A 17977-nucleotide genomic window follows, 5' to 3' on the forward strand; every position below is an offset into this window, starting at 1 on the left:
CATGCCGCCAACCGCGTCGGCATCCAGGGCTTCCCCGTGGGCCGCCGCACCAGGCTCACCCTGGAGCAGGTCGGACCGCCGATCAGCGGCCCTGTCCGGCTGCCTTGGCTGCGGTGCGAGGAGATCGCGCGGTCGGCTTCCACCAGCACCGAGCACCACACCCAGGTCGAGCAGGGGCGCATGCAGGCGGACAGCGGATAGGGGTCAGCAGGACGCACAGCGGGCGGCAGCGCCGTTTGGCGACGCGGCGAGCCCTATGGGCGTCCGGCCGTGTGAACGGCCCAACTGACCGGGGACGGACCGGAACTGTCTTTCCGTCAGGACGGTTCGGTCGGCCGCCGCTTCACCCGCGCTCGCGAATCTCTTTGTCACCAACCGTACTTGGCGGTTGCCGGCGAATCAGGAGGAGAGCGGGCCGCCAGGGGTCGAGTGGTGGACGGTCACTCACCCTGCCCGCCGCCTCACCCCGCCGTCTCGCGGGGCTCCCTCACCCGGAAAGACTTGCACCTGCCACTAGCGTCAGGTTCTACCGTGGTGACTGAAGTTGCAGGCCAGTGCGGGGAGTTGTCCGCTGGCCGGTCTGGACCAGTACCCGCTGGACCGGTGTCTGCGGTGACCGCTCCTTCACCCCCACAGAGGAGAATCGTGCCTTTCCATCACATCTGCATCATCGTGAGCGATCTGGACCGATCGTTGCCCTTCTACCAGGACCTCCTGGGATTCAAGAACGTGGTCGCGGAGACCAACGAGCCCGGAAAGTGGTTCGAGGGCTCGCTGCTCGACGACATTCTTGGCGTGAAGAACGCGGCGACCCGGATCGTGGTCGTCGCCGACGACTCCGGCGCGGCGTTGGAACTGCAGCAGGCGGCAAATCCGCTCAGTACCAAGACTCCGGACAAGTACCTGCGCTACGGTGCGACCGGCATCACGGAGCTGGCGATCCAGGTGACCGACATCGATGACCTCTTCCAGCGCGTCAAGGCCGCTGGTTACGAGACTCAGACCGACTACATCTGGTCCCCATGGGCCGGAACCCGTTCGTTCCTGTTCTACGACCCCGACGGCACACTCATCCAGCCCGTGGAGGTCGAGAGCGGCGCATTCATGTAAGTGCTCAGCCGGGGCCCCGAAGTGCGGCAGGCACGGCTTCCACGATCACGGCGTTCTCCCCCCTCGTGATCCGAGTGGAAGACCGTGCCTGCCGACGCGTCACACCGCTCCCGGCTCCCCTTGACCAGCTCCGCGAGCAATCCGACGTCGTTCGCGAGGAGGCCCCGGCCTTGCCGACGCTGCCCAGCCGAGGCGCCGGACCCGCGGGATCCAAACAGAGGTGTGCCACCGCCCGACCGTGGTGCTCGCACTCACCGCGCGTGCCGTGCCAGCCGGTACCACCGGCAAGCGGTACACACTCTGGAACCGGATTGTCGGCCAGGGCGAACCCGACTCGCCGGGCCACCGCAACCGCCGCCACCCCAGTCGGTGGCCGCGGGCGACCAACCTGAACACAGGACGACCTGGCCCGCTTTGCAGGCCACGCCGTACCTCTGCCTCGTCGAGTGCGGCGACGGTTCGAGCACCCTCGGGCGCACGGTTTCGACAGTCACGCCGTAGCCGCCCAGCACACCCCCCACACACAGCCACGGAGGCGGACGGCGCCCGGACACCTGGCGCCCGATGCCTCCGCGGCACCCGATCGATATGGATCCCCAGTGACACGCACACACATACGCCCGAGAGCGGCCGTCACCACTCTCGCACCCCTCCTCGCCGGAGCCCTGGCCGTCGTGGCGGCCATCGCTCCCACCTCCGCTGCGGACCCCAACTCCGCTCGGATCCACGGCAGTTACGGCAACGGCACCTACATCGTGAAGCTCACCGACCCGCCCGTTGCCGCGTACGAGGGCGGGCTGCCCCGGCTGAAGCGGACGGAACCCGCGGCGGGCGAGCGCCTCGACGCCGGCTCCGCCACGGTCGAGAAGTACGTGGCCCACCTGGACGACCGCCGGGAGCGGGTCCTCGACGCCGTGCCCGGCGTCGAGACGTTGTACGACTACTCCTACACGTTCAGCGGGTTCGCCGCCGAACTGACCGGCCGGCAGGCCGCGAAGCTGGCCTCGACACCCGGGGTCGTCTCGGTGACCCGTAACACGGTCGCGCAGCTGACGTCGACAGGTTCGGACCACGGGCCGGGGACGGGAGCGGGCAGCCGGGCAGGGACCCGCATACGGACCGTGGATGACGGCCAGGACGGACAAGACAGGACCAAGCCCAAGGTCCCGACTCCTGCAGCCCAGCAGCCGCCCTCTCCCGACGGGGTGAGCGGCCCGCAGGGCCGAGGTCCTTCAGGGGAATCGCACTCCCCGGGCTCCAAAGCGTCCCGTACAGCCCACCCCGCCCAGTTTCCCGACATCCCGCGTCTCCTCGGCCTCTCCGGCGACAAGGGTCTGTGGGCGAGGGCGGGCGGCCCCGAGCACGCCGGAGAAGGCGTGATCGTCGGAGTCGTGGACACCGGCTTCGACCCCTCGAACCCGATGTTCGCCGCGTTGCCGGAGCCGCGCCCCGACGCCGCGGCCATCGCCAAGAAGTGGCACGGCGACTGCGACCCGGGCAAGGACCCCGCACGCAAGGTGACCTGCAACAACAAGGTGATCGGCGCGCAGTGGTTCGGGGCGGGCGTCCCCGCGGACAGTGAAGACACCCCCTCGCCGTTGGACACCAGCAGCCACGGCACACACACCGGCAGCACGGCCGCCGGGAACTACGGCGTCGCCGCGTCGGTGCCAGGCAGCAATGCCGAGGGCCGGCTCAGCGGTGTCGCCCCGGCTGCACGCCTCGCCTTCTACAAGGCGTGCTGGCCGGGCTTCGGCTGTCCGACCGCGGACCTCACCGCCGCGATCGACAGGGCCGTGGCGGACGGTGTCGACGTCATCAACTTCTCCCTCACCGGCACCCTCACCGAGCAGCCCGACATGGAGGCCATGTTCAACGCGGCCAAGGCGGGCGTGTTCATCGCCGCGTCCGCCAACAACGGCGGCCCGGACTCGGTGCACCACACCGGCCCGTGGGTCACGACGGTCGCCGCGGCGACGCACGACACCCAGTACACCACCTCCCTGGTCCTCGGCGACGGCCGCCGCTACACCCGCGTCGGCCTCAACCCGGGTGTCGCCTCTGCCCCACTGGTCGAAGCAGCCGCCGTGGCGAAGACCGGCTCGGACGCCGACAGGGCCGCGCTGTGCGCGCCGGGCACGCTCGATCCGGCACAGGCGAAGGGCAAGATCATCGTCTGTGATCGAGGCGGTGACGGCCTCTGGGAGGACCCCAAGTCGGACGAGGTCCTGGCGGTCGGCGGTAAGGGGCTCGTGCTCACCGACACCCCAACCTACGAAGAGTTCCTGCCCCCGTACGTCTTCTCTGTGCCCCTTATCCACGTCGGCGCCGAAGACGCGAAGGCGGTCCACGCGTACGCCTCCCAGGCCGGAGCGACCGCCCGGTTCACGCCCTCGCAGAGCAGCCATGTGGCCACCCGGGAGATCACCGAATTCTCCTCCAGCGGCCCGGACCACTTCAGCGACGGCGACCTGCTCAAGCCCGACGTCGCCTCCTTCGGCGAGACCATCGCGGCGGGCGTGGTGCCCGGCAGCTCCAGCTACAACACCGGCCAGTTCAGCTTCGCCAACGGCACCTCGATGTCGTCCCCGCACATCGCCGGACTCGCCGCACTGCTGCGGCAGCTGCACCCCGACTGGTCGCCGATGGAGATCAAGTCGGCGCTGATGACGACGGCCACGACCACCGACGAGAACGGCGACCCCATCGGCCGCAACCTGGCCGACTCCGCCTCACCCCTCGACTACGGCGCGGGCCTGCCCCGGGTCACCCGTGCCACCGATCCCGGCCTGGTCTACGACTCCACCTCCGCCGACTGGACCGCCTACCTCTGCGCGATCGGCCAGAAGCCGACCACCGAGGACGGCACCGACGCCTGCGCAACGGCCACCAAGACCGACCCCAGCGACCTCAACTACCCCTCGATCGCGGTCGGTGACCTGCTGGCCGAGCAGACGGTGACGCGCACGGTCACCAACGTCTCGGCACACACCGCCACGTACAAGGCGACGCTGCAGACCCCGCCGGGCTTCCGCGCCGAGGTCACCCCGAAGCGGCTGACGCTCGCACCGGGAGAGTCCGCGTCGTACAAGGTGACGTTCGAGCGTACGAGCGCGACCCACGGCACCTGGTCCTTCGGCTCCCTGACGCTGAGCGACGCGCACAGCCACCACGAGGTCACCAGCCCGATCGCCCTGCGCTCCGTACCGTTTTCCGCCCCGGACGAGGTCACGGTCACCGGAGGCGACTCCGCGACACTGAGGACCCGGGTCAGCTGGAACGGCGAACTGACCGCGAAGGCGTCCCTGTACACCGGTGAGAAGACCACCGGCACCCTCACCGGTACCGACCAGGCCGACTTCACCATGAGCCAGCGCACCAACGACGCCGTCGTGAAACACCGCGTCCACGTCCCCGCGGGCGCCCCCTTCACCCGGTTCGCCATCACCTCCGCGGACCACGTCCCCGGCAGCGACCTCGACCTCTACGCCTTCGACACCGACGGCAACCACGTCGGCGACTGGGCCGGCGCCGGCTCCGACGAGCACGTCGACCTGCCGCCCGGCGACTACGACGTCTACGTCCTCCAGTACATACTCCCGGCCGGCACCACCAGCCAGCAGTACACCCTGTGGAGCTGGAAGGTCGGCCAGGGAACCCCGGCCGTGACACCCACCGTCACCCCGGCCGAACACAACGTCTCGGCGGGCGACCGCCCTGAGATCACGGTGTCATGGCCGGACGCGACACGCGGCCGGCGGTACGTCGGCGCCGTCGAGTACGGCGACGGCTCCACCACCCTCGGACGCACGGTGTTGACCGTCACGCCGTAGCCACGACCCGGTAGCCGTCAGTGAGAGATCCGCCCGCGCACTCTCCCGAGTGCGCGGCCGGATCGCGTCGGCCCGAAACCCTGACCCGCTCCGACTCCCCCATGGGGTTGCAGGTGATCCCGTCACCCCGGCCGGCCACCTCCCTGCAAGTGACATCGCCAGTAAGGACGTTGCAGCAGGAAGAGGCCGCCCGGGTGCCCGGCCGTCAGGCGGCGCCGAGCCCACTGTCGGCACGCGAGCTGAACCTCGTACGCCTGGTGGCCCGGGGATGTACCAACGCGGAGATCGCCGCTTGGGCCCGAGACACCGGCCTCGTCGGCCAGGAGTGAGCAGGAACGACCGCCGTCCCGGCGACTGTCCTTCCTGCTGTCCCGAAGCCCTGCCCCGGCTCCCCGCCTTGACCACCTTCGGGTCGGCGCGGACGGCTCAGGTGCCGCCGGCCGTGTTCCTGCCATCCATCCGGCCGTCGACCGCTGCCCGCCTGTGGCACGTGTGAAGAGGAAGAGGAGACTTCGCGGCAGGTCCGGCTCCGCCAGACCGTGCGTCGGCACGCGTCCGGGCTCGACCCGGACGATCGGCCGCACGCCATGGCGCGATCCCACTGACCGAGACCGAAAGATCGGGACGGCAAGGCCACCCGACTTGCACCTGACGTTAGCGTCAGGTTTTAGCGTGATGGCTGTTGGTGCTCCGCAGTTCACCGTGGACATCGCTTCCCTGCCATCAATGATTTTTTCGCGTCCGCTGTGACCAGGCGCGAGCTACAGGAGGAAAACCCATGCGCGCAGCCGTCTACCGTTCGCTCGGCGGCCCGGACGTTGTCGAGGTAGCCGAGGTCGACAAGCCGGTTCCGGGCTTGGCCGAGACTCGCATCAAGGTTCAGGCGGCCGCACTCAACCCGGCCGATGCGGCGGCCTGGAGCGGATCCTTCCCGGCTCCGCCGGAGGGGACGGCCTATGGTCTCGGCTGGGATGTCGCCGGTGTTGTCGACGCCGTCGGCCCGGGTAGCCACTGGACGCCCGGACAGCCCGTCATCGCGTTCAGTCACGGCGTGCCCCTGGGGCTGAACCGGGGCAGGCCGAGTACATCGTTGTTCCTTCCCAGGCGCTCGCCGAGGCACCTGCGGGTGTCGAACCCGTCCACGCCGCCACCATCCCTCTCAACGGTCTGACCGCCGCCCAGTCCGTCGAGCTGCTCGGCATCCAGGCGGGCCAGACCGTGCTCATCACCGGGGCGGAGGGGGCGGTCGGCGGTTACGCGGTGCAGCTGGCCAAGCGCCGGGGCGCGGTGGTCATCGCGAGTGACCTCTCGTCCGACGGTGAGTTCGCGACCAAGGTGGCGGGGGCCGACGTGTACGTGCCGGCGTCGCAGCCGCTGGTCGAGGCCGTCCGCAAGGTGCGTCCCGAAGGGGTCGCCGCCGTTCTGGACACGGCCATGCTGGGGCAGGCCGTCATCGGGGCGGTGGCGGACGGCGGCAGGTTCGTGACCACACGGATCGACGCCCGGCCTCAGACCGAGCGGGGCATCCGGGTACTGCTGACGCAGGTCGGCCCGGACGGAGCGATGCTTTCGACACTGTCCGATCTGGCCGCGGCGGGAGACCTGGCGTTGCGCGTGGCCAAGACCTACCCGCTGCAGGAGGCCTCAAAGGCCTACGCGCACATGACCGGCGGCGGGTTCCAGGGACGTGTCGTCCTCACTATGGAGTGAGGACGACAGCCTTTGACAAGGCTGGGACACGGCCGGCCGGGGCGGAGACCGTCCCCGGCCGGTCACATCCTCCACGGAGGAACCGTGCAGGTGGTGGACAAGACACCGGCGCTTGTGCAGTTGGTATCGGCGCCCCGAGCCGGGACAGGAAGCGTCAGCGGCGAGGCAGCAGGGTGCGCAGGCGTGCGGAGTGCTCGTCGATGGCCTGAGGGCCGTTGCTGGTGAGCAGGCGAACGTCCTCCTCCCAGATGACCTTGATGGCGGTCGGGTTGGTGGTCGTCCGTACCTGGTAGCCGGCGTCCCTGAGGACTTCGTCGATGAAGTAGCCCATCCGCACCTTCTTGCCGGGGATCTTGAGGTAGCCGTTGCCGAGGACGAAGAGCTCGGCGGATTTGGCAACCGTGGTCACCCGCACGCCCCTGAAAGCGTGCTGGGCGTCGGTGACGACGGTGCCGTCGGGGCCTACCCGGTACTTGGCCGAGGCCATGGCGACGGGGGCGTGACAGATCAGCGAGATCAGCACCTGGTTCTCCCGCAGGGTGTGCAGCAGTTCACCGATCCAGGGGTTGTCGACGAAGTCGACCATCGGGGCATGGCCGCCGGGCATGTGCACGAAATCGAACGCGCCCAGGTCGAAGGAGTCCTCGGGGTCACGGTGCCTGCGCACGAGCTGCTCGACGGACGGGAAGGTGTGCTCAGGCAGGTCCTGCATCGACTTGATCAGGTCGTCACGCAGTACCACGACCTCCTTGTCACTGTTGGGCAGCGACTCGGAGACGGGCAGACGGCCCAGATAGCGGCGGGCGAGGGCGAGTTCACTGTCCCGGCGGGCGACGAGTTCCGGCCGCTTGGCGCGGAAGGAGTCGACATCGAAACGGAGGGCCTGGGCCGCGGTGGCCGAGACCGTTGCGGAGCTGAACTTGCCCGCGGCGTGCATCGACAGACCCAAACCGTTGATCTCGAGCTGCGGGACTCGTCCGCCGGGGGTGGCGAAGGTGAAGTCGTACTCGTCGCCCAGTTCTTTGAGGATCTGCGCCATCTCGACCAGGTAGAACCCGGTGGAGACGCCGGGGTGGCCTGCCGGTTCGGTGAGCGGCAGGACAGTGGCCGACGGGATGACGATCAGTGCCTTGGGCTTGAACGAGGGGGTGGGCGTGTCCATGGCAAGTATTCTCTCGCTCTACAGGTAAGGCGGAATGAAAGAAGGGCGTCCCCCGGCACAGCTCGTCGGCGGCGCCCGACAGCGGCTACGCTAAAACATCACGCTAACGTCAGATGCAAGTACTTGTGCGTGTGAGATCGAGTGGCTGGCAACCACCGAGTGCAAGCAGGGTGCGAGTGGCTGGGCCTGCCTCCGGCCGACTCGACCACTCACGGCGTGCGCCGCTCCATCACGGCGTGGACGGTCCCGGCGAGGTGGAACGCGACCGGGCGCGCTTGGAGGGGCCAGGCCAACACCAGCCGGGTGCGCGGTACCCGTAGACGAGCACGGCCCGTACGGTTCCATCGAGGCGGTCGCTGACGCTGCCCCCACGCCGGCTACGAGTCGGCCGAGCGCGACGCGGTCGACCATCGCGTCCAGCGCCTCGTTGGGCAAGTTCGACTCGCACCCCGGCAGCGCCTCCACCTCGGCGAGGGCCAGGAACGGGTGTTCGGCCAAGGGGTGGCCTGCCGGGAGCAGGACGACCGGCTCCTCCGGGACGAACTCCATCAGAATTCGACTACATCAAGAGCCCGCTGAGTCCTCGATGTGGAGTTTGCGCGGGCCAGGGAGGTAGTCGTGCGTGGCAGGTCGTCATTCGCGCAGGAGCGCACCGCCATTGATCGACCAGACCTGGCCGTTGATCCACTCCGCGTCGTCGGAGAGCAGGAACGCCACCACTCCGGCCACGTCGCCGGGCTGGCCGAACCGGGGGCTGGGGATGGTCATCCGCGCGAACTCCAGCGCCTCCGGGGTCAGGGCCATCTTCTCCGCGGACTCGGTCATCACCACCCCGGGCGACACGCAGTTGCAGCGGATGGTCTGCTTGCCCCAGCGGTGGGCGACGTGGCGGGTGAGCGCGTTGATCCCGGCCTTGCTGATCTGGTACGCCGCGCGCTGGTGGTCGCCCACGTGCGCGGAGAGGGAAGAGGTGTTGACGATCGCACCGCCGCCCTGTCCGAGCAGCAGGGGCAGGGCCGCACGGCAGGTGAGCGCGAAGCCGATCAGGTTCACCTCGAGGGTGCGCCGCCATACGGCCGGATCCATGTCCAGCAGGTCGCGGTCACGGCCCAGCACGTCCTCCGAGGCGTCAGCGGCGACGTTGTAAAGCCCGTCGACTCCGCCGAGCTGGTCGACGGCGGTGTCGAACAGGGCGCGTACCGACCGCTCGTCGGCGAGATCGAACTCGACTGCGAGGGCGGTTCCGCCGTCGGCGGTGATCCGCTTGGCGGTGGCCTGCGCCGCGTCCACGTTGATGTCGCCGATCACGACCGTGACGCCCTCGGCGGCAAGGCGCTCGGCGGTGGCTGCGCCGATCCCGCCGGCGCCTCCGGCGATGACGATGCGCTGTCCGGTGAGTCCCCTCATGGCATGGCTCCTGTTCCTCGCTGGTGTGGAATGACTGGTTTTTGGGTGGTGGGGCGTGATGGCACGCTCGACCGATGTCTGCTCGCGGGGTTCGCGGTCGGCCGGTCTGTCCGGCGCATGCCGAACGGCTCTTACTCGTCGAAGGTGACGACGATCTTCTCCGCCGCTCCAGGGGTGAGGGCGAGGTCGAACGCCTTCTCGACCTCGGCGAAGGGAACGCGGTGGCTGATGAGCTTGGCGAACCGCTCCTGGTGCTCGGCGAGTTCGGGAGTGACCTCGAAGATCTCCGTGGGGTATCCCTGGGAGGAGATGAGGGTCAGCTCACTGGGGAGCATGAGACTGAGGTCGATCTGGGCCTTCTTTTGCACAGCGACCATGGTCAGCCTCGCGCCCTGCTTGGCGGAGTCGACGGTGGTCCGGAAGACGGCGGGCGCGCCGGCGGCGTCGATGTACAGGTCGGTGTCCGGACGGGGCCGGCCGAGGCCGTCGGCCCCCTGGCCGTGCAGTTCGGTCAGCCGGGCGGTGACGTCCTCGGTCGCGGAGTCGATGACCGCGTCGGCGCCGACGGCCAGCGCCGTCTTGAGGCGCCCGGGTATGACGTCCGCGACGACCACATGCTCGACGCCGCGCAGCTTCAGCCAGATCGTGACGCCCAGGCCGATGGGGCCGGCGCCGAACACGACGACCTTGTCGGTGGGCTTGGCCTCGGACTTGTTGACGCAGTGGCGGGCCACAGCCATGGGCTCGTTCAGCGCGGCCACGTCGAACGGGACGCTGTCGGGGAAGACGGCGACGCTCCTGCCCAGGACGGCGTCCTCGACGAGCAGGTACTCACTCATGCCGCCGTGCGGCCCACCGCAGCCGATGATGTTCGCGATGTCGGAGGTGGCGCCCTGCGGGTTGACGACCACCCGGTCACCGGCCTTGAGAGCCTGGACCTCAGCGCCCACCTCGACCACTTCACCGGCGGGCTCGTGGCCGAGCACCAGTGGGACGACCGACCCGCCGGGGCCCAGGCGGACACCGCCCTCACGGACGAACGTGGCGTCTGTACCGCAGATGCCGCAGGCGCGGATCCGCAGCAGGACATCTGTGGGACCGGGCACGGGACGCCCGACATCCACCACCTCGATCTTGTTCTGCTCGCCGGTCCGGACGGACTTCATCGTGGCCATGGGAAGCCTCTCTTCCTTGTGACGTGTTTCCTGTCCGTGGCGCTGTGGTGCGGCGGGGCGGGCACGCCGTCGGCAGTTGGTCGCCATGACTCGCGCGGGCGTACCCGTCCTCGCCGCTCAGGCCGCCGGCCCGCCGGCTGCCGTGGTGGTCACCAGGCGACCGGCAGCACGTGGGGGCCGTAGGTGATGGTGTTGTTCCGGAAGGCGACCTGGTCCAGGGGTACCGCCAGCCGGAGGCCGGGCAGCCTGCGCAGCAGTGCGGGCAGCGCGATCTGCAGTTCCACCCGGGCCAGGGGCTGGCCGAGGCACTGGTGGGTGCCGTAGCCGAAGGCGAGGTGGCCGCGGGTGTTGCGGTCCGGGTCGAAGGTGTCGGGGGCGGCGAAGAAGGACGTGTCGCGGTTGCCGGAGGGCAGATTCATGAGCAGGGCCTCGCCGGCCCGGACGAGCCGGCCGCCGATGGTGACGTCCGCGGTGGCGACGCGGAAGATCCCGTCCTGGACGATGGTCAGGTACCGCAGCAGTTCCTCGACCGCGTTCGCCACGACGGCGGGATCGTCGGTGTCGCGGATCCGGGCGAGCTGGTCGGGCTGCTCCAGCAGGGCCAGGGCGCTCAGGGCGATCATGTTGGCCGTCGTCTCATGCCCGGCCACCAGCAGCGCCATACCGTTGACGACCACGGTGTCGCGGCTGATCTCCCCGGCGGCGACCCGCTGGAGCTGTCGGCTGATCAGGTCGTCCGCCGGCTCGCGCTCCTTGCGGGCCGCCAGCTCGTACATGTAGCCGGCCAGCGCCATGGTGGCAGCCTGCTTCTCCTCTTCGGTCACGTCGGACCTGACGATGGTGGCGCTGTGCTCCTGGAAGTGCGCGTGGTCCTCGTAGGGCACCCCGAGCATCAGGGAGATGACCATGGACGGGATCGGGAAGGCGTAGGCGCTCACCAGATCCGCCGGCGCCCCCTGGCTGATCATCTGCTCCAGGAAGTGATCGACCTGCTCCTGGATCAACGGGCGCAGCCGCTCCATCCGCTTGACCATGAACTCTCCGGTGAGCATCCGACGTAACCGGATGTGCTCCGGGTCGTCCATCCGTACGAAGGACTGGGCCACCTCGGACCCGGCAGCGGCCGGGACCGGAAAGCCGGGCGTACGGTCGTCCGCGCTGAGCCGGGGATCACCGAGGGCCTCCCGGATGTCGGCGAACCGGCTCACCACCCACATCGGTTCGCCACGCCACAGCGCCCGGCGCAGACCCTTGCCCTCACGCCAGTCCGCGTAGTCGGCCGGCGGATCGAACGGGCACCGCGCGGACCGCACGCCGGGGAAAGGAGGCAGCTCGGCGTGGTCGACCGGGTCGGTCATATTGGTCGTCGTACTCATGGATTGCTCCTCGGAAGGCCTGAAAAGGAAAAAGGAAAGGGGAGGTGTCATCGCCACACGTGACGGCGGCCTTCAACGCCACCGCGTCGGCCAGGGTGCGCAGCGTGTGCACCCCGGCCACGCCCTCTGTGCCGGGCAAGGGGCGGGCGCGCACTCCGGTCGCCACGACCAGTGCCGTGTACGACAGTCGGGTGCCGTCCGACAGCGATACCGTCCGCGCGGCCACATCCAGCCGAGTCGCCCTCACCCCCAACCGCAGGTCCAGATCCAGCGCGTCGATGTCCGCCCGCGCGCGCAGGACAAGCCGGTCCCGCTCCCACTCCCCCTTCAGGACCTGCTTGGACAGCGGCGGCCGGTCGTACGGCAGGTACAGCTCATCACCGACGAGCGTGATCCCGCCCCGGTGTCCCGCCCGGCGCAGCGCCTCCGCAGTGGCCAGTCCGCCCGCCGATGCCCCCTAGCAGCGTTATTGCGTTCACTACTCCGCCACGTGGATCGCGGCGGCGGGACAGGCCAGGGCCGACTCGCGCACCGACTGGTACTGGTCCGCCCCGGGAGCCTCGCTCAGTAACACGACCATGCCGTCCTCCTCCCGCTGGTCGAAGACGTCGGGCGCGATCAGGACGCACTGCCCGGAGGCCACGCACTTGGGTTCGTCCACGGTGAGCTTCATGAGGATCCCTCTCTCAGCCGGATAGGACCACTTCTACGAGCACATTAGCCGACAGGCGTCGGTAAACCAACAGGTGTCGGCTGGATAGAGTGTCAGCCATGCCCAGGACTCCACAGAACCCGCCAGCAGGCGACCGGCGCGTACGGCGCACTCACGCGGCCCTGCAGGGCGCGCTGATCAAGCTCGTCGAGGAACAGGACCTGGGGCAGATCAGCGTCGCGGACGTCGCCGAACAGGCCGGCGTGAACCGTACGACCTTCTACGACCACTACCGGGACGTGCACGAACTGGCCGAGGCCGCCTGCACCTCGACGATCGACACCCTCGTCGAGTCCCTCCCCGCCCTCGACCCCGCACCAGCGGACCCGGACGCGGAACCCGCCCGGTCACTCGTCGCGTTCTTCGAGAACCTCGCCGAGCACGCCGGCCTTTATCGCAGCCTCTTGGGGCCCCAGGGCAGTGCCCGCGTCATCGACCACATCCGCGGCCGCATCTCCGCCAGCGTTCACGTGACCCTGCGCCTGAACGCCGGCGCACCGCCGGAAAGCGTTACGACGACCGACACCCCCCACGACGTACCCGCCGCCTTCACCGCCGGCGCACTCCTCGGCGTGGCCACCGACTGGCTCCAGCGCGACAGCCCCCGCGCACCGACCGAGATGGCCGAACTCACCTGGCCACTCCTCGTCGCGGGCCACACCGCCGCCCAGGACACCAGAACATGAGGTGCTCCTCCGGCTCATCGCACCCTCGGGACAATTGTCCGCACCCGACGAACGGGGCCCTGACGGACAGCGCGGCCAAATGCCCGCCGGTGCCGGGGTGCTCACCTTGGCGATGTCCGCACCCCGGTCCGCGGGCACAGGCCCCGCGGACCGGGGCGAGACCTCGCGACGCCCACCAGGTGCGTACTCTCCAGCGACCTCACAGCTGCCCGTCCGGCGAGACCACGACCTGAGCCAGGGACTTCCCCTCCAGGAACTCCCCTAAGCCCGCCCGGCCGCTCTCCCAGTCGACACCGGACTGCTTGTAGCCGCCGAAAGGCCCATCGGGCGTGTAGTAGCTGCCGCCGTTGACCAAGAAGGTGCCGGTGCGGATCCGGCGGGCGACGCGCAGGGCCGGCTCCTCGTCGGCGGTGTGCACGGACCCGGACAGGCCGTACCTGGAGTTGTTGGCGATGCGAACGGCATCGCCCTCGTCGTCGAAGGGGATCACCGCGAGGACCGGGCCGAAGACCTCCTCCTGGGCGATCTCAGTGCCCGGATCGACGCTTGTAAGGATGGTCGGCTCGTAGACGAACCCGGAGTCGATGCGCCGGCCACCCCTCACGAACGTCGCCCCTGCCTCGACGGCCCGCTGGACCATGCCGGGCAGGAGGTCACGGAGAAGTTCCTGAACGACTTCGATTCGGGCTGCGCACATGACTTGTGGGCTCGCTGCGGTCTGGACGGCAGTCACGAGCCTGGCGAGCCGGACCGTCCTTCGGATTCCGCGAGGAGGCCCGGCGGGGCCATGTCGAGAGGCGATGATCACAACCACGTGATCGCCACATGCAGCGAGAGACGCGAGTAGCTATGTGCCCGACGGGGCGCCGACCAGAGGCCCCACGCCAAGATCACTGCTGCGCCTCGATAAGCGCAGGTCAGCGCCACTCTCATTTTCAGCGGACGCTCTCACCCGGCATCGGGCCAGGCACCGCGCAAATCATCCTCGCCGGGATCGGCGCGGACATGAGCCGGTTCCCCACCCCTGAACACCTGGTGTCCTGTGCCAAGTTGCGTCCCCACACGATCCGATCCGGGGGCGAAGCACAGCGCAGGCCCGGCCGGACAGGGAAACCTCTGGCTCAGGGGAACCCTTGCCGAGACCGCCAACGCCGCGGCCACGCCAGGCCCTGGTCACCGTCGCACGGCCGATTCATCGTCATCCGGTCCGCACGCGGCCCGGATGCTGCCGCCTGCCCTCCCACACCCAGATTTTCCGATCAGCTTCCGCACCTGGGGATCGGGACGGCAGACCCGCCCGACTTGCACCTGACGTTGGCGTCAGGTTTTACCGTGGTGGCCGATCGTGCTCCGCAGCCCACCGCGGACATCGTTTCCCTAGATCAAAGATCTTCCGCGCCTGCTGCGAGCAGGTGCGACTTACCGGAGGAAGACTCATGCGCGCAGCCGTTTACCGTTCGCTCGGAGGGCCGGAAGTTGTCGAGGTCGCCGAGGTCGACAAGCCGGTTCCGGGCCTGAGCGAGATTCGCATCAAGGTTCAGGCGTCCGCGCTCAACCCTACCGATCTGATGGCCTGGAGCTCGGGCTTCTTCCCGGCTCCGCCGGAGGGGAGCGCCTACGGCCTCGGCTGGGACATCGCCGGTGTTGTCGACGCCGTCGGCCCGGGCACCCACTGGACGCCCGGACAGCCTGTCATCGCGTTGAGCTACGGCGTGCCCCTGGGGCTGAACCGGGGGCAAGCGGAGTACGTCGTGGTGCCTACCCATTCGATCGCCGCGGCGCCCGCGGGTGTCGACCCGGTCCACGCCGCCACCATCCCCCTCAACGGCCTAACCGCGGCCCAGTCCGTCGAACTGCTCGGCATCCAAGCGGGCCAGACCGTACTCATCACCGGGGCGGAGGGGGCGGTCGGTGGCTATGCAGTGCAGCTGGCGAAGCGCCGGGGCGCGGTGGTCATCGCGAGTGACCTGTCGCCCGACGGCGAGTTCGCGACCAAGGTGGCGGGGGCCGACATGTACGTGCCGGCGTCGCAGGCGCCGTCCGACGCCGTCCGCAAGGTGCGCCCCGAAGGGGTCGACGCCGTTCTGGACACGGCCGTGCTGGGGCAGGCCCTCATCGGGGCGGTGGCGGACGGCGGCAGGTTCGTGACCACACGGCTCGACGCTCTGCCGCAGGCCGAGCGGGGCATCCGGGTCCTGCTGACGCAGGTCGGCCCGGACGGATCGAGGCTTTCGACGCTGTCCGATCTGGCCGCGTCGGGAGACCTGACGTTGCGCGTGGCCGAGACCTACCCGCTGCAGGACGCCTCGGAGGCTTACGCGCGTATGGCCAAGGGTGGGCTGCAGGGGCGCATCGTCCTCACCATGGAGTGAGCCCGGTACTGCTGCGACAGGGCTGACCCGGGCGGAGGCTGGTTGCACGGTCCGTGGCAGGACCGTGCAGCTAGCGAACGAGGGGCTGGCGCGTACGACCCTGATCGCGGCGAGCCCGGTCACCGAGGCGGTCGGCCTCAGGCGGTACTGGAGACATCGGAGCGTACCGGGTGGCAGTGGTCGGGGTGGTCGGGGTCGGTCGCCGCGGTGATGATCTCGTCAAGGCGGGCGCGCACTTGCGTCAGGTCGCTGATCTGGCGGTCGATGCGGGCCCGTTCGGTGATGATGTTCTCGACGAAGTCGTAGGTCACGGGGCCCTCGTTCATACACCGGGGCAGGACCTCGCGCACGAGCCTGCTCGTCAGGCCGGAGGCGTACAGCTTCTGGATCATTCTGACCCGCTCGACCGCGCCCTCCGGGTACTGCCGCTGCCTGCCGCTGGTGCGCTCGGAGGCGAGCAGCCCCTGCTCTTCGTAGTAGCGCAGCGCCCGAACGCTTACCCCCGCCTGTTCGGCGACCTCTCCGATCCGCATGACTGCTCCTTGCTTGTTGCGCGTCATACCAGAGTTATATCTGACGTTAGCGTGAGGTCTTAGCGTAGCTGGTGTCGATGTCCCTGAACTGGGAGAGGGTTGTCAGCGACGCGGCAGGAGGGTGTGCGGTGTGCTCGTCGGTGGCATGGAGGCCGCTACTGGTGAGCAGTCGGACGTCTTCCTCCCGGATGACCTTGATGGCAGTCGGGCTGATGGTTGTCTGCATTTCGTAGCCGGCGTCCCTGAGGGCTTCGCCGATGAGGGCCCCTGCGTACCTTCTTGCCCGGGAGCGTGGCCGCCGGGCATGTGCACGAAGTCGAACGCGCCCAGGTGGAAGACGTCCCGGGGCCGCAATGTTTGTGCACATGCCCGGCAGACGGGTAGGTGTGCGCCGGCAGGGCCTGCATAGATTTGATCAGGTCGTCACGCAGCACCACGGCTTCCTTGTCAACGTGAGGCAGCGTCTCGGAGACGGGCAGGCGGCCCAGACAGCACCGTGCGATGGTGAGTTCACTGTCCCTGGCGGGCGACGAGCCCGGGCCGCTTGGCAGGCAGGGAAGGCGCCCGCCGGTTCGGTGAGCGGTTTCCGTGCCGTCGCGCGGGAGGGCGGATAGTGAGCGACCGACGGCACCGGGCCCGAGTTGACGAGGCCATGCTCGTCGCCCGCCGCTACAGCGACGCCGTGGCCGTTGGCCCGCCTGACGCTTGATGCGTGGTGGCTGATGCGGATGTGGTGCACGGCCCACCGGGTGCGGAACCGGGGTGCTTCCTGCGGACAGGTCACCGACGAGTCACGCAGGACCCGCTCGCGACCGACTCGGCGCGTGTCAGCCTGATGGAGTCACCACAGCGACTCCCGGCAATTGAACAGACCCGTTGAGCCCTGATCGTGGAAGCCGCCGAACCCCGGCCCGACGGGCCGCTCACGCGGCGGGCCGACCCCCAGGAATCGCCTCGCCGCCGACTGGCGCAGCCGACCGCTGTGCATCTTGCCGGCCGCCTCCCTCGTACGGCCGGTTTGTGCTGAGGTCTGTGCTTCCCAGCGCCGACTGTCCCGGTGGGCGTCCCGCCAGCAAGGCGTGGGCCGTCGCGGTGAGGCGGGTCGCGGCCGGGCGGGCGTCCGGGAGCCAGGCCAGCACCAGTTGGGTGGGCGGGTATCCGTGGACAGGCACGGCTCGTACCGATTCACCGAAGCGGCCGCGGACGCTTTCGCCGACGACGACCACGAGTTGCCCGAGTGCGACACGGTCGACCATGACGTCCAGTGCCTCGTTCGGCAGTTGCGCCTCGTAGCCCGATAGTGCCTCCACCTCGGTGAGCGTCAAGAACGGATGCTCGGCCAGAGGGTGGCTTGCCGGGAGCAGGACGACCGGCTCTTCCGGGCCGAGCTCGATCAGTTCGAGGCCGGGGGTGGCAACCGTCTGGCACATGAGGGCGACGTCCGCGGTGCCGTCTCGAAGGGCGCCGATCTCGTCGTAGGTGAACACGACGTCAGCGTGCACGCCGTCCGCACCGTCGGCGGCGGCGAGCAGGGCGGGCAGGACACCGGGGCCGGAGCCGGGGCGAGCCGCGAGGGTGACCCGCTGCTCGGCGGCTTTGCGTGTCTTGCGCATGGCCGTGTCCATCGCCGCCAGGATGGTGCGGCATTCGGCCAGGAAGACCTCGCCGGCGGCGGTCAGTGTCACCTTCCGTGTGGTGCGTTCCAGGAGCGGGACGCCCACGCGCCGCTCCAGGTGGGCGATGGCCCGGGACAGGGGCGGCTGTGTGATGCCCAGGCGTTCCGCGGCTTGGCTGAAGTGCAGCGTCTCGGCCACGGCCACGAAGTAGGTGAGTTCCCGAGTCTCCAGTTGATTCATGCTCCCAGGGTATTACCTGATGCCCAGACAGTCATTGCTCCGCCG

17 protein-coding genes and 1 pseudogene are annotated in these 17977 nt (G+C 69.3%); 9 read left to right on the plus strand and 9 right to left on the minus strand.

The annotated features are described in order from the left end of the window. Positions 1 to 36 precede the first annotated feature (36 nt). The 6 genes from ACQEV8_RS04175 (at position 37) to ACQEV8_RS04200 (ending at position 6653) form a co-directional block, all read left to right on the plus strand. Entirely contained in the window at positions 37 to 201 is a 165-nt protein-coding gene (locus tag ACQEV8_RS04175) for a hypothetical protein (protein ID WP_432957415.1), read from the plus strand. A gap of 444 nt (positions 202 to 645) precedes the next feature. Beyond that, positions 646 to 1110 (plus strand): VOC family protein, encoded by a 465-nt coding sequence (locus ACQEV8_RS04180; protein ID WP_432957417.1) that lies wholly within the window; start codon positions 646 to 648, stop codon positions 1108 to 1110. 599 nt (positions 1111 to 1709) lie between these two features. After that, positions 1710 to 4943: a S8 family serine peptidase gene (locus ACQEV8_RS04185; protein ID WP_432957419.1), complete on the plus strand. Its 3234-nt coding sequence runs from the start codon at positions 1710 to 1712 to the stop codon at positions 4941 to 4943. A 170-nt stretch (positions 4944 to 5113) separates the two neighbouring features. Further along, positions 5114 to 5272: a hypothetical protein gene (locus ACQEV8_RS04190; RefSeq protein ID WP_432957421.1), complete on the plus strand. Its 159-nt coding sequence runs from the start codon at positions 5114 to 5116 to the stop codon at positions 5270 to 5272. Positions 5273 to 5721: 449 nt separating this feature from the next. Then, the gene (locus tag ACQEV8_RS04195) at positions 5722 to 6114 is read left to right on the plus strand and encodes an alcohol dehydrogenase catalytic domain-containing protein (protein WP_432957422.1); all 393 of its coding nucleotides are present in this window, start codon (positions 5722 to 5724) and stop codon (positions 6112 to 6114) included. A 47-nt stretch (positions 6115 to 6161) separates the two neighbouring features. After that, a complete protein-coding gene (locus tag ACQEV8_RS04200; protein ID WP_432957424.1) occupies positions 6162 to 6653 on the plus strand; it encodes a zinc-binding dehydrogenase in 492 nt (163 codons plus the stop codon). 154 nt (positions 6654 to 6807) lie between these two features. On the opposite strand, the gene ACQEV8_RS04205 is transcribed toward ACQEV8_RS04200, so the two are convergent. The 6 genes and pseudogenes from ACQEV8_RS04205 to ACQEV8_RS04230 all read right to left on the minus strand — a co-directional run bounded on the left by ACQEV8_RS04205 (position 6808) and on the right by ACQEV8_RS04230 (position 12446). Then, a complete protein-coding gene (locus tag ACQEV8_RS04205; RefSeq protein ID WP_432957426.1) occupies positions 6808 to 7815 on the minus strand; it encodes a DJ-1/PfpI family protein in 1008 nt (335 codons plus the stop codon). Between the two features lie 633 nt (positions 7816 to 8448). Next, the gene (locus tag ACQEV8_RS04210) at positions 8449 to 9222 is read right to left on the minus strand and encodes an SDR family NAD(P)-dependent oxidoreductase (protein ID WP_432957427.1); all 774 of its coding nucleotides are present in this window, start codon (positions 9220 to 9222) and stop codon (positions 8449 to 8451) included. A gap of 131 nt (positions 9223 to 9353) precedes the next feature. Beyond that, positions 9354 to 10397: a zinc-dependent alcohol dehydrogenase gene (locus ACQEV8_RS04215; RefSeq protein ID WP_432957429.1), complete on the minus strand. Its 1044-nt coding sequence runs from the start codon at positions 10395 to 10397 to the stop codon at positions 9354 to 9356. A 149-nt stretch (positions 10398 to 10546) separates the two neighbouring features. After that, the gene (locus tag ACQEV8_RS04220; RefSeq protein ID WP_432957430.1) at positions 10547 to 11773 is read right to left on the minus strand and encodes a cytochrome P450; all 1227 of its coding nucleotides are present in this window, start codon (positions 11771 to 11773) and stop codon (positions 10547 to 10549) included. A gap of 61 nt (positions 11774 to 11834) precedes the next feature. Then, positions 11835 to 12230 (minus strand): annotated as a pseudogene (locus ACQEV8_RS04225) (FAD-dependent oxidoreductase); the annotation flags it as partial. A gap of 21 nt (positions 12231 to 12251) precedes the next feature. Further along, positions 12252 to 12446, minus strand: coding sequence for a ferredoxin (locus ACQEV8_RS04230; protein WP_432957432.1), 195 nt, complete (start codon positions 12444 to 12446; stop codon positions 12252 to 12254). A gap of 98 nt (positions 12447 to 12544) precedes the next feature. On the opposite strand from ACQEV8_RS04230, the gene ACQEV8_RS04235 reads away from it, so the two are divergent. Continuing rightward, positions 12545 to 13171: a TetR/AcrR family transcriptional regulator gene (locus ACQEV8_RS04235; RefSeq protein ID WP_432957433.1), complete on the plus strand. Its 627-nt coding sequence runs from the start codon at positions 12545 to 12547 to the stop codon at positions 13169 to 13171. Between the two features lie 199 nt (positions 13172 to 13370). On the opposite strand, the gene ACQEV8_RS04240 is transcribed toward ACQEV8_RS04235, so the two are convergent. Then, positions 13371 to 13868, minus strand: coding sequence for an aldehyde dehydrogenase family protein (locus ACQEV8_RS04240; RefSeq protein WP_432957434.1), 498 nt, complete (start codon positions 13866 to 13868; stop codon positions 13371 to 13373). A 152-nt stretch (positions 13869 to 14020) separates the two neighbouring features. Between ACQEV8_RS04240 and ACQEV8_RS04245 the strand changes: the two genes are divergently transcribed. Both ACQEV8_RS04245 and ACQEV8_RS04250 read left to right on the plus strand, forming a co-directional pair. Beyond that, positions 14021 to 14689, plus strand: a complete 669-nt coding sequence (locus tag ACQEV8_RS04245; RefSeq protein WP_432972431.1) for a transposase — start codon at positions 14021 to 14023, stop codon at positions 14687 to 14689. Beyond that, positions 14608 to 15543, plus strand: coding sequence for an NADP-dependent oxidoreductase (locus tag ACQEV8_RS04250; protein ID WP_432957435.1), 936 nt, complete (start codon positions 14608 to 14610; stop codon positions 15541 to 15543). Before ACQEV8_RS04245 ends, ACQEV8_RS04250 begins: the two co-directional genes overlap by 82 nt. A 137-nt stretch (positions 15544 to 15680) precedes the next feature. Here the strand turns inward: ACQEV8_RS04250 and ACQEV8_RS04255 are convergent, their stop codons facing one another. Beyond that, complete coding sequence (locus ACQEV8_RS04255; RefSeq protein WP_432957437.1) at positions 15681 to 16076, minus strand: MerR family transcriptional regulator; 396 nt, start codon at positions 16074 to 16076, stop codon at positions 15681 to 15683. Positions 16077 to 16999: 923 nt separating this feature from the next. Then, positions 17000 to 17932, minus strand: a complete 933-nt coding sequence (locus ACQEV8_RS04260; RefSeq protein WP_432957439.1) for a LysR family transcriptional regulator — start codon at positions 17930 to 17932, stop codon at positions 17000 to 17002. Positions 17933 to 17977 lie beyond the last annotated feature (45 nt).

Source organism: Streptomyces sp. CA-179760 (genome assembly GCF_050937045.1).
GTDB lineage: Bacteria > Actinomycetota > Actinomycetes > Streptomycetales > Streptomycetaceae > Streptomyces.

Bases quoted from the DNA above. Each gene is read 5' to 3' on its own strand.
- ACQEV8_RS04220 (WP_432957430.1), bottom strand. From the start codon at position 11,773: ATGAGTACGACGACCAATATGACCGACCCGGTCGACCACGCCGAGCTG.
- ACQEV8_RS04235 (WP_432957433.1), top strand. From the start codon at position 12,545: ATGCCCAGGACTCCACAGAACCCGCCAGCAGGCGACCGGCGCGTACGG.
- ACQEV8_RS04240 (WP_432957434.1), bottom strand. From the start codon at position 13,868: ATGTGCGCAGCCCGAATCGAAGTCGTTCAGGAACTTCTCCGTGACCTC.
- ACQEV8_RS04230 (WP_432957432.1), bottom strand. From the start codon at position 12,446: ATGAAGCTCACCGTGGACGAACCCAAGTGCGTGGCCTCCGGGCAGTGC.
- ACQEV8_RS04210 (WP_432957427.1), bottom strand. From the start codon at position 9,222: ATGAGGGGACTCACCGGACAGCGCATCGTCATCGCCGGAGGCGCCGGC.
- ACQEV8_RS04260 (WP_432957439.1), bottom strand. From the start codon at position 17,932: ATGAATCAACTGGAGACTCGGGAACTCACCTACTTCGTGGCCGTGGCC.
- ACQEV8_RS04250 (WP_432957435.1), top strand. From the start codon at position 14,608: ATGCGCGCAGCCGTTTACCGTTCGCTCGGAGGGCCGGAAGTTGTCGAG.
- ACQEV8_RS04205 (WP_432957426.1), bottom strand. From the start codon at position 7,815: ATGGACACGCCCACCCCCTCGTTCAAGCCCAAGGCACTGATCGTCATC.
- ACQEV8_RS04255 (WP_432957437.1), bottom strand. From the start codon at position 16,076: ATGCGGATCGGAGAGGTCGCCGAACAGGCGGGGGTAAGCGTTCGGGCG.
- ACQEV8_RS04215 (WP_432957429.1), bottom strand. From the start codon at position 10,397: ATGGCCACGATGAAGTCCGTCCGGACCGGCGAGCAGAACAAGATCGAG.
- ACQEV8_RS04195 (WP_432957422.1), top strand. From the start codon at position 5,722: ATGCGCGCAGCCGTCTACCGTTCGCTCGGCGGCCCGGACGTTGTCGAG.
- ACQEV8_RS04245 (WP_432972431.1), top strand. From the start codon at position 14,021: ATGTGCCCGACGGGGCGCCGACCAGAGGCCCCACGCCAAGATCACTGC.